The sequence below is a fragment of the Cypionkella psychrotolerans genome, from assembly GCF_001294535.1.
Lineage (GTDB): Bacteria > Pseudomonadota > Alphaproteobacteria > Rhodobacterales > Rhodobacteraceae > Cypionkella > Cypionkella psychrotolerans.
Map to the genome: position 1 here is coordinate 101957 of NZ_LGIC01000083.1, position 13127 is coordinate 115083.

The following is a 13127-nucleotide window of genomic DNA, read 5'->3' on the forward strand; positions in this document are numbered from 1 at the left end:
GATGCTGGTCGATGGAAAATGGCAGGAAAACTGGCAGCCCGTGCAGGCCAAGGATGCCGAAGGCGGCTTCGTGCGCCAACAATCGACGTTCCGCAACTGGATCACCCCGGATGGTTCCTCCGGCTTCAAGGCCGAGGCCGGGCGCTATCACCTCTACGTCGCGCTGATCTGCCCTTGGGCGTCACGCACTTTGATAGCGCGCAAACTCAAAGGCTTAGAGTCGGCGATCACCGTGTCCGTGGTCGAACCCACCCTCACCGATCAAGGCTGGCGCTTCGGCACCTACCCCGGCAGCACCGCCGATCATCTCCACAACGCCACCTATATGCACGAAGTTTACACCCGCGCCGATGCCCATGTCTCGGGCCGCGCCACCGTCCCGGTGCTGTGGGACAAACACACCGACACGCTGGTCAACAACGAATCCGCCGACATTCTGCGGATGCTCAACTCCGGCTTCGGCAGCCTTGCCACTGGCCCCGACCTTTACCCCGAGGCCCTACGATCTGAGATCGACGCGCTGAACGATCAGATCTACCCGGCTCTGAACAACGGCGTCTACCGCGCCGGATTTGCTACCACACAGGCCGCCTACGAAGCCGCCTTCGCGGACGTATTCGCCACGCTCGACAGCCTAGAGGCACGCTTGTCCGACAATCGCCCCTATCTGCACGGCGCGCCATTCACCGAAACTGACATTCGCGCCTTCGTCAGCCTGATCCGCTTTGACGCCGCCTACCACGGCTTGTTCAAAACCAACCTGAAACGCATCGCCGACTACCCGCACCTGCAAGCCTATATGCTGCGCATCCTGGCCCTACCCGGCGTCCGCGACACCGTCAGCATCGAACATATCAAACGCGGCTACTACTCGATCAAAACCCTGAACCCGCTGGGTCTTGTCCCGGTTGGACCCCTGCTGCCTTGGGACAAAGCATGAGCAAGCTGTTGATCATGCTGCATGGTGTCGGCAGCAACGGCGCGGATCTGGCCCCGATCGGCCAACACATCGCGCAAAATATCGGTGCGGAATACGCCAGCCCTGACGCCCCACACCGCTTTGACCAAGGTGGGCCGGGCCGCCAGTGGTTCTCGATCACCGACGTTACCGGAGCCAATCGCCCCAACCGAGTCGCCGAAGCCCGCGCCAGTTTCAACGCGACGCTCAGTGCCCTCATCGAAACCCATGGCCTGCAAAACCAACTCCACAACGTCGCCCTGATCGGCTTCTCGCAAGGCTCGATCATGGCGCTGGATGCCGTCGCCTCCGGCCGCTGGCCCGTTGGCGCAGTCGTCGCCTTCTCGCTGCGCCTCGCCAGCCCAACGCCGCTGACGCCAGCGTTAAAAACCCCGGTTCTGCTGATCCACGGTACTACCGATCCGGTGATGCCGATCACCGAGGCCACCACAGCCGAAGCCGCCCTGACCGCAGCGGGCGTGCAGACCACTCTCCATCTGCTGCCCGGCGTCGGTCACACCATCACCCCCGCGGGCGTGGCATTGGCCGAAACCTTCCTGCGCACGCGCCTCAATTAACGGCGCTGCGTATCCACCGGATAGGCAGTACCATACTTCATCCGCTCCATCACGAAATGCGAGGTGAAATTCTTGATCGCCACCGCATCGGTGAGGCGCTTGTAGAGCCCGTCAAAATCCGCCGTATCGCCGACCGAGACCCGCAGCAGATAATCCATCTCTCCGGCCATCCGGTAGACTTCCATGATCTCAGGAATCGCCTCGGTCGCCTTCATAAAGGCATCGCGCCACTCGGCGGAATGATCCACCGCTTCGACCTCGACAAACACCGTCAGGCCAAAGCCAAGCCGCGCCGGGTCCACCATTGCCACCCGTCCGGTGACAATGCCAGTGGCCTCAAGCCGTTGAATCCGCTTCCAGCATGGCGTCTGTGATAGCCCCACCCGGTCGGCAATCTGCGCCACCGGCAGCGTCGCATCGCGCATCAACTCGGCGATAATCTTGCGATCAATCTGATCAAGTTCGGCCATAGCCGTTCCCCTTCTGGTTCTGCACCTAGGATGAGGCAAAAATTCTAAATGTCTACCATCTTTATCGTGATATATTTCAAAAGTACGATAAACTATTGTTTTAAAACAATTATATCTACGAAAACCATCTCTTCATCCCCTCAACCCATTGAGAATAAAGCAGGGAGAATTTTCTTCTAAAATCACGACAAAAAAGAGCGTTATTTTTCCGTTGCTAAACTCGACTAACTCTGTCGTTATTAAGGGTATCGACACACTCGACCCTACCCAACTAATCCAGAGGGAGACCACCATGTTCGCAGCACCCCAATCAGACTTCAGCCATGCGGCGCCGATGTCCTGCGCCTATCAGGTTTCTCTGATCGACCGCCGCACCGGACGCGCCCACCGCGTCTCGGGCAGCCCGCTGGTCCGCTTCACCCGCGATCCGCAAGCTGCGGTGCAAGAATTGCTCGACGGCCGCGATGCCCGCCTGTGGGAAACCCGCGTCGAGCCCTTGGACCCCTACGCAAGATGACCGCCCCCATTCTCGGGTTCATCCCCGCCCTTCCTTTCCCGGCGAAACGCCATCCCATCCCGCAGGAGAAACCAATGCTCACCACCATCACCGTTGCAGGGACCGTGACGGCCCAAGGCACCCTCACCCAGCGCCATGCAGATGGCCGCGTCACCATCACCACCGGCGAGCGCGACTTCGTTGGCTTCCCAGTGCGCGAAAACTGGCTCGGCAAGGCTGCCCTTATTGCACTTTCGGCGCTCTATCTCAGCTTTTCGGCAGCGCAAGAAGTCCACGCCGAAACCCTGCTGAACGTCAGCTACGACCCAACGCGCGAACTTTACAAAGACCTGAACGCAGCCTTCATCGAAAGCTACACCGCCGCAGGCAACCCGGCTCCGACGATTGAGGCCAGCCACGGCGGTTCGGGCGCACAAGCCCGCGCGGTGATCGAAGGTCTGGATGCCCAGGTCGTCACACTGGCCCTCGCCGCCGACATCGACAAGATCGCCAAGGAAGGCAAACTGCCCGCCGATTGGCAGTCGAAACTGCCGCACAATTCCTCACCCTATACCTCGACCATCGTGTTCCTCGTCCGTGAAGGCAACCCGAAGGGCATCAAAGACTGGGGCGATCTGGTGAAAGATGGCGTTGAAGTCATCACCCCGAACCCGAAAACGAGCGGAGGCGCGCGCTGGAACTACCTCGCCGCTTGGGCTTGGGCAGAAAAGAACGGCCAAGACCCGCAAGCCTTTGTCAAAACCCTGCTGGAGCATGTGCCAGTGCTGGACAAAGGTGCACGCGACGCCACCACCACGTTCGCCCAGCGCGGCATCGGTGATGTGCTGCTGGCTTGGGAGAACGAGGCCTACTTGGCTGAAAAAGAGCTTGGCGACGATCAGTTTGATATCGTCGTGCCCTCGCTCTCGATCCTCGCCGAACCGCCCGTCGCCTTGGTTGAGGCCAACATTCACAACGACGATCAGCGCAAACTGGCCAAGGCTTACCTGAACTTCCTCTACACCCCCGAAGCCCAAGCCATCATCTTCAAAGACTACTACCGTGGCTGGGATACCTCGAAAGCCGATCCGGCTGACGTTGCCCGCTTCCCGAAACTCGAATTGGTAGATATTTCCCACTTTGGCGGCTGGGCCGAGGCACAGAAAACCCACTTCGCCGACGGCGGCACCTTCGATCAAATCTACACCGCGAAGTAACGCCCCATGAGCAGACCGCTGATCAACAGATCCCCGCTTCCCGGCATGGCCCTTAGTGCCGGGATCACCCTCACCCTGCTGTCTCTGGTGGTCTTGCTGCCAATCGGCGCCCTTCTCTTGAAGGGCGCCACTGCCGGTTTTCCTGCCCTCTGGACCGAGGTGAACACCCCCCGCATCTGGGGCGCATTGTTCCTGTCGTTCCGGCTATCCTTCATCGCCGCCCTGATCAACCTAGTCTTCGGTGTCGCCCTCGCCTGGGTCTTGGTGCGCTACCGCTTCCCCGGCCGCCGCCTGCTCGACGCCGCCGTTGACCTCCCCTTCGCGCTACCCACCGCCGTCGCAGGCATCGCTTTGACCGCCCTATATGCCCCCAACGGCGCGTTTGGCTCCATTGCCCGCGACCTCGGCTTCAAGATCGCCTATACCCAATGGGGCATCCTGATCGCCCTCATCTTCGTCGGCCTGCCTTTTGTGACCCGCACCGTGCAACCCGTCGTCGAAGAAATCGAGCGTGAGGTAGAAGAAGCGTCCGCCACCCTCGGCGCCACCCGCGCCTACACCCTGCGCCGCGTCGTCCTTCCCATGCTGGCCCCCGCGGCAATGACAGGCTTTGCCCTCTCGCTCGCCCGTGCGGTTGGCGAATATGGCTCGGTAATCTTCATCGCGGGCAACATCCCCCTGAAAACCGAGATCGCGCCCTTGCTGATCGTCATCAAACTGGAAGAATTCAACTATGTCGGTGCCACCGCCATCGGCATCGCCATGCTGGTGATTTCCTTCGCAATGCTTTTGCTGATCAACGCCATCCAAGTTCTCAGCCGCCGGAGGATTGGCTATGTCTGACACCCCCACCCACCACTGGCCGAAACCCACAGGTTCGCAAGCGCATCGCCCGGTCACCACCGAATTCCCCGGCTTCCGGTTCGGCCTGATCGCGGTCGTCGTGCTATTCCTCGCGCTTTTGCTGTTCGCCCCCCTCGTCGCCGTCTTCGCCGAGGCCCTCTCGAAAGGTGCCATCGAAGCCGTCAAATCCCTCGCCAACCCCGAGGCGTCTTCTGCAATCAAACTCACCCTCATCGTCGCCGCCGTCGCGGTCCCCCTTAACGCCGTCTTCGGCATCGCAGCGGCATGGTTCATCACCAAATACGACTTTCGCGGCAAAGCCTTGCTGATCACCCTCATCGACCTGCCATTCTCGGTTTCTCCGGTCGTCGCGGGCCTCTGCTTGGTGCTTACCTTCGGCGCAAACACCGCTGTTGGCGGCTGGATGGTCGCCCATGGCTACCCCATCGTCTTCGCCCTGCCCTCGATCATCCTCGCCTCGATGTTCGTGACCTTCCCTTTTGTTGCACGCGAGTTGATCCCGGTGATGATCGAACAAGGCAAGGCCGAGGAGGAAGCCGCCCTCACCCTCGGAGCCTCCGGCTGGCGCATCTTCTTCACCGTCACTTTGCCCAACATCCGCTGGGCGCTGCTCTACGGCGTGCTGCTTTGCAACGCCCGCGCCATGGGTGAGTTCGGCGCAGTCGCAGTGGTCTCGGGCAAAATCCGCGGCCAAACCGCCACCATGCCGATCACCATTGAGATGCTGTACAACGAATATCTCTCGGTCTCTGCCTTCAGCCTCGCCGCCGTACTTGCACTATTGGCGCTGCTGACCCTCACCCTGAAAACCCTGCTGGAATGGCGCTTTGCCGATCAGCTTGCCGCCGCACACCGTCCCTGAAAGGCCAAACCATGCAAATCGAAATTGATCAGATTTCCAAAGAGTTCGGCGCGACGGCAGCCCTGCACCCCGTCTCGCTGTCGATCCCCTCGGGCGCTTTGGTGGCGCTGCTCGGCCCCTCGGGGTCCGGCAAAACCACCCTGCTGCGCATCCTCGGCGGCCTCGAATTCCCGACCGCAGGCCGGGTTCTGTTCGACGCCTCGGACGCCACCAACCTCACAGTGCAAGACCGCCGCGCAGGCTTTGTGTTCCAATCCTACGCTTTGTTCCGCCACATGACAGTATTCGAGAACATCGCCTACGGCTTGCGTGCCCGCCCCCGCGCCGGGCGACCCGCCAAGGCCGAAATCGCCCGCCGCGTCACCAAACTGCTGGAGCTGATCCAACTGCCCGACATCGGCGCACGCTATCCCAGCCAGCTTTCCGGCGGTCAATGCCAACGCGTCGCCCTCGCCCGCGCGCTTGCCATCGAGCCCCGGATGCTGCTGCTCGACGAGCCCTTCGGCGCATTAGACGCCCGCGTGCGCAAAGAACTCCGCGCGGGCCTGCGCGAGATTCACGACACCACCGGGTTGACCACAATCTTCGTCACCCATGACCAAGACGAAGCAATGGAACTCGCCGATCTGGTCGTCGTGATGTCGATGGGCCGGATTGAACAAATAGGCCGCCCGCAAGACATCCGCGCCCGCCCCGCCACGGCTTTCGTGAAAGAATTTCTGGCAGTCTGACCGCCAGAAGCCTCAAGCCGACAGTAAATCATCCCCTGTCGGCTGATAAAACTGCGCCTGCGCCCGCCCTGCCCGCTTTGAGGCATAAAGCGCCGCATCGGCATCGCTCAGCATCCGCTCGGCCTCGGGCGGATCATATAGTGTCGAAATCGTCAACCCAATCGAGGCCGAAATCCGGCATGGAGATCCTTCAAAATCAATCGGTTGCGTCAAGCGTTCAATGATCCGCCGCGCAATCTGCTTCAAGCGCACCGAGTCCGACAGCCCCGGCAGCAGCACGACAAATTCATCGCCGCCCACCCGTGCCACCATGTCCGACGCCCGTGTTTCCACCACCAGCGCTTTCGCCACCTCGCGCAGCACCTCATCCCCCGCTGCATGTCCCAGGCTGTCGTTGACCTGTTTGAAGTAATCCAGATCAATATGCATCAAGCCAAACGCCACGCCCTGCCCGATCAGCGCGGGCAGCGACACTTCCAGCGCCCGCCGGTTGCGCAAGCCCGTCAGCGTGTCGGTCAGCGCCTGTTCCTCCGCCGTCGCCTTCGCGCCCAAAAGGCTCAGGTTCAGCCGCCGCAACTCGGTCATCACCGCCTGCTTGACCTCGACCAGATACAGCATTTCCACCGCCATATCGGTCGCGGCAAAATCCGCATCGGTCAGCGCATGTTGCCGCACCGCCTCAATCAACCGGATGCCAAACGACAGATTCAGCAGCATCCCGCCATCACTCGTTGGCATCGCCAGCCCACGAAACGTATCGCCCTTGCCGCGCAGATCGACATGCAACCGCACCCCGGCCCGCGCCCGCAGATCCTCCATCGAGGTGATCCCGGCAGGTCGGCGCACCGAAAACACTTTCAGAAACCCCACCCCCAACGGCAGCGGCCCCTCAATCAGCTTGACCAAGGTCGGCCCTATCGAGTTGATTTTGCCCGCCGCGTTCAGCCCAACATGCATCAGCATCATTCGCGACAGCGCCGCCTTGTTTAACGCAACCCCCGGCATCACCTAAGCCTCCGGCATGGCGAGTTCAAACCGCCGCCCCTCGGCAAAAGCATGGTCAAGCAGATGCACCGCCACCACCTCACGCCCCGCCTCAACGCCCACATGATCCAACACCACCAGCGCGCCATAATCATCCGCCATCGCCCGCAAAAGCCCCACCGTCACATGCCCCACGCCCTCAATCAGCCGCGAGACATGCAGCAAAAACCGCCCCTCGCCCTGATCCATCAGGGTGAATTCCGGCACCTCCAGGTCGGGCAGACCCAAGCGGCCGTGTTCCGGCAAATCTTCCATCGAGTGCAGGAAATCCTGAAAACTCACCCCGCCAAAGCGCAACAGCCGGCGCAGCGCCTCAAGATTGGGATGCGACACCAGATAAGTGCCCAAATCCTCTAACACCGTCTCACGGGGCCGCTGCAAATGTCGGGCGGCGGCGTCAATCACGCTTTCGGTCAGCGCCGTGTCATAGATCAGCAGCGGTTCAAAATTGTCAAAGCCGAGCCCCGCCATGCGCGCAATCGCAGACCAGCTGGCCGCCCCATAGGTGTCGCGCAGAAAACACTGGATCGAGCGGTTGATCAGGCCGTGCATCGGGATACTCGCAAATGATTCTCCCCGACTGTAAGCGCAGGGCATTAATAATTGCCAAATGCCCGAAGGCTTGCGCCGAGCTTCCCCGATTTGCCACCCCGGCACAAGCACACGCCAAAAACGCAAAACGGCCCGCGCGGAAATCCGCACAGGCCCATCCTAACCCCTTACCAGCAATCAGAAATCGGTCGGTGCGCCACCCTCTTGCTTGCGCTTGGCCACAAACTGCCGCAGCGCTTCCTGATCATTGCCGTTCATCTCGGGTGCTTCAAATTCCGCGATGATCTGTTTGTAGATCCGATGCGCGCGCTCCACCGTCCAGATCGAACCATCCTGCTGCCACGCTTCATAATTCCGCCAATCCGACACGATCGGCGCATAAAACGCCGTGGCGTAGCGGTCTTGCGTGTGCTGGCAACCAAAGTAATGCCCGCCGGGGCCAACCGCCTTGATCGCGTCAAACGCCAGATCATCCGGCGTCACCGCCACCACCGCATCCTCAAAATAGCGCTGGATCATCTGCAACACTTCACAGTCCATGATGAACTTCTCGGGACTTGCGATCAGCCCGCCCTCCAACCAACCCGCCGCGTGATAGACCATGTTGGTGCGGCTTTGCACCGCCGCCCACAGGCTGTTGGAGGTTTCCCACATCGCCTGCCCATCCGGCACGTTGGCCGCACAGGTGCCAGACGAGCGCAGCGGAAGCCCATAAAACCGCACCAACTGCCCGGTCATCTGCGTCGCGCGCATATATTCCGGCGTACCAAACGCCGGCGCCCCCGATTTCATATCGACGTTCGAGGTGAACGTCCCCAACGCCACCGGGCAGCCCGGATTGATATATTGCAGCAAGGCCACCCCGGCCAAACCTTCCGCCAAAGACAGCGACACCGCCCCCGACATGGTGACAGGTGCCATCGCCCCCGCCAAGGTAAACGGCGTGATCACAACGGGTTGCCCGCGTTTGGCCAACCGCATCGCGCCATCCAGCATCGGATAATCATGCTGCAACGGCGAGACCGAGTTGATGTTGGTATACATCCGCGGCTTGGCGTCGAATTCGTCGTGCGAAAGACCGCCCGCGATGCGGACCATCTCCATCACATCCTCAACCCGCTCGGCTCCCAGCGAATAAGCGTGCACCACCTTATCGGTCAGCGTCAGCTTTTCATACAAACAGTCCAGATGCCGCACCGAGGCATGAATATCCACCGGCTCCACCGGATAGCCGCCCGCGACATGGATGCAGTTGAAATACTGCGTCAGTTTCATGAATTCCTTGAACGTCTCAAAGTCGCCAGTCCGCTTGCCACGCTCCAGATCCCAGGCATTGGGCGGAGAAGACACATTCACAAACAGCATATGCTTGCCGCCCATGATCAGCTCACGCTCCGGATTACGCGGCGTGATGGTGAAGCTTTCCGGCGCATGCGAAAGCATCTCCATGACGAAATCTTCGTCCATCTTGACGTTGGTGCCATTCACCACGCAGCCAGCCTGCTTGAGATAAGCCACCGCTTCCGGGTTCAGAAACTCGATGCCGATTTCCTTCAAAATCCGCATCGTCGCTTTATGCACCGCCTGCACACCATCGGCGTCCAACGGCTCAATCGGGCGATCATTATTCACCGGAATCCGCCACGGCATCTGGTCAATCACCGCCGAGCCCGCCCGGCTTTTGTTGCCCGCCCGACCCCCGGCACGAATGCGTTTGCGGCTTGCGTCATCGCTCATCTGGCGTCTCCATTCCTGCAACCACAACCGTGGCCGCTGCTGGTGCCTAAGATGAACGAAACGCAGTGCCTTAGCGCACCACGTTCCCGACGTAAATGTGTCGTTTTTATCCGGCGCCTCGGTTAGACCGCCGCCAAAGCGTCAATCCAAGCCGCCAATTCGCTGATATCGGTCAAAACCACGTCGGCATGGGCCTCCAGATCGGCGCGCAGAGCTATCCCGGTCAACACGGCAACTGCATGCATCCCCGCCGCACGGCCCGCATCCAGATCATGCAAACTATCGCCCACCATGGCAACCCGCCCCGGCGTCAAACCGCATTGATCGACAAACGCCAGCAACTGCCCCGGCGCGGGCTTGCCGCCAAAGCCGGAATCACATCCCACCACGAAATCGAACAACTCCAACACCCCGGCCCCGGCCAAATGCCGCCGCGCAGGCAGCTCGGTGTCATTGGTCGCCAAACCCAGCTTCAGCCCGCGCGCCCGCAATGCCCCCAACACGGCAGGCAAATCCACCGCAGGCACCATCGGCGCATCGGCGGAAAGCTGGTTCATCCGCTCCAACAACTCCTCCAACCCCAGCCCCGGCAAATGCGGCAGCAGAATATCGGCGATCTGGGGCGTGGTCATTGCGATCACCGGGCTGTCGGCGGCAAAATCATTCCGCGCCGCATCATAGCCCAGAACCGAGGCCAACCGCCCATCGGCATCGCCCAACTCGGCCAACAGGTTGCGAGTCCACGCCCCCCAGCTCAGGCGGAAATCAAACAACGTGCCGTCCTTGTCGAAAATCAGCGCCTCAATCATGCTCGTCTCCATTAGGTCAGCCCGCTGAGCGGGTCCGCTTTTGGCCCGCACCCTGCCGCGCCCAAACCGAAAACGCAATCAGGTCCAGTTTGGCAATTCGCCCCCCGGCAAGCCCGCCCGCGCCTGCATCACCGCCGTATAGGGCAGGCCTGCGGCATCGCAGAATCCGATCACCCGCGAATCATCCTCCATCAGAAAATCCAATACCGCGCCCAAAAACACCGGATCACCCGCAAGGGCGGCCAATTCCCCCTGCCCGGCGCCCGTCGCGTTAAGGAAGACCCCCACCAGATCATCCTGCGCCAAAAGCCAAGCAAACGCCTGCAAAGCCAGAGTTTCAGCAGATTCCCGCCTATTCATGCCGCATTTCCTAGGTTTTGCACAGGTCACGCGACAATTGCGCATCTGAGATATTGGTTTTGGAAAGGATTTCTTAACCCTTTCGGCGGCACACTGGAAACACAAGCTTAACACTTAACTCAGGCGTTTCGACAATGGTCGGCAAGATACTCATTGTGGACGATGTTGCGACAAATCGCATCGTCATGAAGGTCAGGCTGACGGCTGCTGGCTACACACCGCTTTTGGCGGCCGATGGCGCGGCCGGTCTGAAACTTGCGTTGACCGAAGCGCCCGATCTGATTCTGCTTGAACTCTCCCTGCCAGATATGCCGGGGCTGCACTTGCTGGAACGATTGCGCGCGGAACCCGCGTTGCGGCATGTGCCAATCGTGATCTGCTCACCGCTTCTGGATGCAACAGCCCGCTGCGCCGCCTTCCGCGCCGGGGCCGACGATTTCCTGCAAAAACCGCTGGATGATCAAAGCCTGTTGGCGCGTATCCGCAGCTTCATGCGCGCCCGCGATGAGGTGGAAGGTTTCGCACCGCATCACGACGGCATTGCCATGCTGGGTCTGGCCGAAGCCCCGGCGACGTTTTACCAACCCGGCGTGATCGCCCTGATCACCCAACGCAGCGAAGTGGCGCTGAAACTGCGCCGCGATGTGGCCCCGCATCTAACCGACCGCGTGCTTGCCATGACGGCAGAAGAGGCGATGACCGAAGGCATGCATCATGGTGCCACGCCCGACGTTTTCCTGATCGAATCCGATTTCAACGGTCCGGGCTCTGGTCTGCGGTTGATGTCAGAACTGCGCTCGCGCACCCACAGCCGCCATGCCGCGTTTTGCGTGCAATCCGGCCTCGGCTCGGCCATCGCGGCGGCGGTGGCGTTTGATCTTGGGGCGCATGATCTGGTGGCAGATGGCATCCCCGCCGAAGAACTCGCGCTGCGTCTGGCCCGGCTGCTGGTGCGAAAACGTGAGGCCGATGCGATGCGGGCCTCGGTGCAAGACGGATTGCGCTTGGCGATGATCGACAGCCTGACGGGTTTGCACAACCGCCGTTACGGCATGGCGCAACTCGCCGCCATCGCCGATATTTCCCGCCGCTCGGGGCAGGAATTTGCCGTGATGGTGGTCGATCTGGATCGCTTCAAATCGGTGAACGACCGCTGGGGCCATGCCGCAGGCGACGCGGTGCTGATCGAGGTGGCCGACAGGCTGAACCGCAATCTGCGGGCGGGCGATCTGCTTGCCCGCATCGGTGGCGAAGAATTCCTGATCGCTCTGCCCGAAACCTCGCTTACTGAGGCCCGCAGCATTGCCGAACGCCTGTGCCGCACCGTTGAGCAATCCTCGGTGCGGATCGGCGATTTTTCCAGCCTGCACGTCACCGTATCCATCGGCCTTGCCACCTCGGCCGATACCACGACACCCTGCATCAAAGACACCCTGTCCGAACTGATCGACCGCGCCGACCGCGCCTTGCTTTACGCCAAATCGGCGGGCCGCAACCAAGTCACTATCAGCCGCACCGCCGCCTAACACGGTCCTGCAAAAGGCCGAGGCGTCGCCCCCCGGCCCCAACGTAACATTCAGAAATCCCTAAGGCTTCGGCGGCAGCCCCTCATCGCCAAACTTATCCAGCCCGTCCTTGCCGCCGTGCTGCAAGCGCTTCTCCAGCCGATCCGCAAACGCCTGCCGCGCCTCGGGCGTCATCGCCACCAGCAAATCGCGCATAAGGCCCTGCCCCACCTCAAACCGCCCCGCCATCCGCACCCTTTGCGCCTCCAGCACCGCTGTAAGTTGGCCCGGATCAAACGGATCAGCCCGCAACACCCCCAGCAAAACCTGCGCATCCCGGCCTGCCTCTTGCCGCGCCTGCCGCATCTCGGGCATCCGCGCCAGCAACGCGCGCCGCAACGCCTTGCGATCGTCCCGGCTCAACGCCTCGGAAAACGGACCAAAGCCAATCTCGCGCACCCCACGCGGCCCGCCCTCCTCGTGATCTTTCAGAAACGAGCCCGCAAACAGCCCCGCCACGGCCAGGTTCAGCGCCACCGAGACCGCCAGCGCGATCCGCAACCCCTTGCCCGGCGCTTTCACCACAGCCGCTCCGCTCATCACCTATTCCTCTGCCAAAAGCACATCGAGCTGCGGCATCAAATCGACCTGATCGACCGCACTCCCCGCCCACATCTCCGCAACCGCGCCCATACCCTCGGGCTGCACAAAGCCGAAAAACAACCCCGCCACCGCAGCCGAACCCACACCCACCAGCGATCCCGCGCCGCCAAACAATGCCGCCAGCCCCGCCAACCAGCCTGCACGCGGCACCACCGCCACCACAGGCCGCACCTGCAATGCCGCCGCATCCGCCATAACCCGCGCCATCAGCGCATCCGAGGGCGGAACCAAAGCCCGCGATGCCCCGGCAAACAGATCGTCAAGATCATCCATCATTCCGC

At 61.4% G+C, this 13127-nt stretch carries 16 protein-coding genes; 8 read left to right on the forward strand and 8 right to left on the reverse strand.

Going from position 1 to position 13127, the window contains the following annotated elements; genetic code table 11:
- Position 1 precedes the first annotated feature (1 nt).
- Complete coding sequence (locus AKV04_RS18990) at positions 2–940, forward strand: glutathione S-transferase family protein (RefSeq protein ID WP_054007974.1); 939 nt, start codon at positions 2–4, stop codon at positions 938–940.
- Entirely contained in the window at positions 937–1536 is a 600-nt protein-coding gene (locus AKV04_RS18995) for an alpha/beta hydrolase (RefSeq protein ID WP_054007975.1), read from the forward strand. The genes AKV04_RS18990 and AKV04_RS18995 overlap by 4 nt, the downstream gene beginning before the upstream one ends.
- Here the strand turns inward: AKV04_RS18995 and AKV04_RS19000 are convergent.
- Positions 1533–2006: an Lrp/AsnC family transcriptional regulator gene (locus AKV04_RS19000; protein ID WP_054007976.1), complete on the reverse strand. Its 474-nt coding sequence runs from the start codon at positions 2004–2006 to the stop codon at positions 1533–1535. The two genes, AKV04_RS18995 and AKV04_RS19000, sit on opposite strands and share 4 nt — an antisense overlap.
- A 292-nt stretch (positions 2007–2298) precedes the next feature.
- Here AKV04_RS19000 and AKV04_RS19005 point away from each other — a divergent pair, with 292 nt between their 5' ends.
- The 5 genes from AKV04_RS19005 to AKV04_RS19025 all read left to right on the forward strand — a co-directional run bounded on the left by AKV04_RS19005 (position 2299) and on the right by AKV04_RS19025 (position 6176).
- A complete protein-coding gene (locus AKV04_RS19005) occupies positions 2299–2523 on the forward strand; it encodes a hypothetical protein (RefSeq protein ID WP_235815710.1) in 225 nt (74 codons plus the stop codon).
- Positions 2524–2597: 74 nt separating this feature from the next.
- A complete protein-coding gene (locus AKV04_RS19010; RefSeq protein ID WP_054008052.1) occupies positions 2598–3719 on the forward strand; it encodes a sulfate ABC transporter substrate-binding protein in 1122 nt (373 codons plus the stop codon).
- 6 nt (positions 3720–3725) lie between these two features.
- Positions 3726–4562 (forward strand): sulfate ABC transporter permease subunit CysT, encoded by an 837-nt coding sequence (cysT, locus tag AKV04_RS19015; protein WP_054007977.1) that lies wholly within the window; start codon positions 3726–3728, stop codon positions 4560–4562.
- Positions 4555–5445 (forward strand): sulfate ABC transporter permease subunit CysW, encoded by an 891-nt coding sequence (cysW, locus tag AKV04_RS19020; RefSeq protein ID WP_054007978.1) that lies wholly within the window; start codon positions 4555–4557, stop codon positions 5443–5445. Before cysT ends, cysW begins: the two co-directional genes overlap by 8 nt.
- An 11-nt stretch (positions 5446–5456) precedes the next feature.
- The gene (locus AKV04_RS19025; RefSeq protein WP_054007979.1) at positions 5457–6176 is read left to right on the forward strand and encodes a sulfate/molybdate ABC transporter ATP-binding protein; all 720 of its coding nucleotides are present in this window, start codon (positions 5457–5459) and stop codon (positions 6174–6176) included.
- Between the two features lie 12 nt (positions 6177–6188).
- On the opposite strand, the gene AKV04_RS19030 is transcribed toward AKV04_RS19025, so the two are convergent.
- The 5 genes from AKV04_RS19030 to AKV04_RS19050 all read right to left on the reverse strand — a co-directional run bounded on the left by AKV04_RS19030 (position 6189) and on the right by AKV04_RS19050 (position 10678).
- Complete coding sequence (locus tag AKV04_RS19030) at positions 6189–7181, reverse strand: GGDEF domain-containing protein (RefSeq protein ID WP_054007980.1); 993 nt, start codon at positions 7179–7181, stop codon at positions 6189–6191.
- Between the two features lie 3 nt (positions 7182–7184).
- Complete coding sequence (locus tag AKV04_RS19035) at positions 7185–7772, reverse strand: heme NO-binding domain-containing protein (protein WP_054007981.1); 588 nt, start codon at positions 7770–7772, stop codon at positions 7185–7187.
- A gap of 177 nt (positions 7773–7949) precedes the next feature.
- On the reverse strand, positions 7950–9509 hold the full coding sequence (locus AKV04_RS19040) for a trimethylamine methyltransferase family protein (RefSeq protein WP_054007982.1): 1560 nt from the start codon (positions 9507–9509) through the stop codon (positions 7950–7952).
- Positions 9510–9631: 122 nt separating this feature from the next.
- Entirely contained in the window at positions 9632–10318 is a 687-nt protein-coding gene (locus tag AKV04_RS19045) for an HAD family hydrolase (protein ID WP_082351752.1), read from the reverse strand.
- A 78-nt stretch (positions 10319–10396) separates the two neighbouring features.
- Positions 10397–10678 carry a DUF3572 domain-containing protein gene (locus AKV04_RS19050; RefSeq protein WP_054007984.1) on the reverse strand — a complete coding sequence of 94 codons (282 nt, stop codon included), beginning with the start codon at positions 10676–10678 and terminating at the stop codon, positions 10397–10399.
- Between the two features lie 155 nt (positions 10679–10833).
- On the opposite strand from AKV04_RS19050, the gene AKV04_RS19055 reads away from it, so the two are divergent.
- The gene (locus tag AKV04_RS19055; RefSeq protein ID WP_235815711.1) at positions 10834–12204 is read left to right on the forward strand and encodes a diguanylate cyclase; all 1371 of its coding nucleotides are present in this window, start codon (positions 10834–10836) and stop codon (positions 12202–12204) included.
- 60 nt (positions 12205–12264) lie between these two features.
- On the opposite strand, the gene AKV04_RS19060 is transcribed toward AKV04_RS19055, so the two are convergent.
- Positions 12265–12783, reverse strand: coding sequence for a periplasmic heavy metal sensor (locus tag AKV04_RS19060; protein ID WP_054007986.1), 519 nt, complete (start codon positions 12781–12783; stop codon positions 12265–12267).
- A 3-nt stretch (positions 12784–12786) separates the two neighbouring features.
- Complete coding sequence (locus AKV04_RS19065; RefSeq protein WP_156317679.1) at positions 12787–13119, reverse strand: dihydroorotate dehydrogenase; 333 nt, start codon at positions 13117–13119, stop codon at positions 12787–12789.
- Between the last annotated feature and the right edge of the window lie 8 nt (positions 13120–13127).

What these genes read in the sequence shown, in the direction of transcription:
- AKV04_RS18990 (WP_054007974.1), top strand. Translation starts at nt 2, where the DNA reads ATGCTGGTCGATGGAAAATGGCAGGAAAACTGGCAGCCCGTGCAGGCC.
- AKV04_RS18995 (WP_054007975.1), top strand. Translation starts at nt 937, where the DNA reads ATGAGCAAGCTGTTGATCATGCTGCATGGTGTCGGCAGCAACGGCGCG.
- AKV04_RS19000 (WP_054007976.1), bottom strand. Translation starts at nt 2,006, where the DNA reads ATGGCCGAACTTGATCAGATTGATCGCAAGATTATCGCCGAGTTGATG.
- AKV04_RS19005 (WP_235815710.1), top strand. Translation starts at nt 2,299, where the DNA reads ATGTTCGCAGCACCCCAATCAGACTTCAGCCATGCGGCGCCGATGTCC.
- AKV04_RS19010 (WP_054008052.1), top strand. Translation starts at nt 2,598, where the DNA reads ATGCTCACCACCATCACCGTTGCAGGGACCGTGACGGCCCAAGGCACC.
- cysT (WP_054007977.1), top strand. Translation starts at nt 3,726, where the DNA reads ATGAGCAGACCGCTGATCAACAGATCCCCGCTTCCCGGCATGGCCCTT.
- cysW (WP_054007978.1), top strand. Translation starts at nt 4,555, where the DNA reads ATGTCTGACACCCCCACCCACCACTGGCCGAAACCCACAGGTTCGCAA.
- AKV04_RS19025 (WP_054007979.1), top strand. Translation starts at nt 5,457, where the DNA reads ATGCAAATCGAAATTGATCAGATTTCCAAAGAGTTCGGCGCGACGGCA.
- AKV04_RS19030 (WP_054007980.1), bottom strand. Translation starts at nt 7,181, where the DNA reads ATGCCGGGGGTTGCGTTAAACAAGGCGGCGCTGTCGCGAATGATGCTG.
- AKV04_RS19035 (WP_054007981.1), bottom strand. Translation starts at nt 7,772, where the DNA reads ATGCACGGCCTGATCAACCGCTCGATCCAGTGTTTTCTGCGCGACACC.
- AKV04_RS19040 (WP_054007982.1), bottom strand. Translation starts at nt 9,509, where the DNA reads ATGAGCGATGACGCAAGCCGCAAACGCATTCGTGCCGGGGGTCGGGCG.
- AKV04_RS19045 (WP_082351752.1), bottom strand. Translation starts at nt 10,318, where the DNA reads ATGATTGAGGCGCTGATTTTCGACAAGGACGGCACGTTGTTTGATTTC.
- AKV04_RS19050 (WP_054007984.1), bottom strand. Translation starts at nt 10,678, where the DNA reads ATGAATAGGCGGGAATCTGCTGAAACTCTGGCTTTGCAGGCGTTTGCT.
- AKV04_RS19060 (WP_054007986.1), bottom strand. Translation starts at nt 12,783, where the DNA reads ATGAGCGGAGCGGCTGTGGTGAAAGCGCCGGGCAAGGGGTTGCGGATC.
- AKV04_RS19065 (WP_156317679.1), bottom strand. Translation starts at nt 13,119, where the DNA reads ATGGATGATCTTGACGATCTGTTTGCCGGGGCATCGCGGGCTTTGGTT.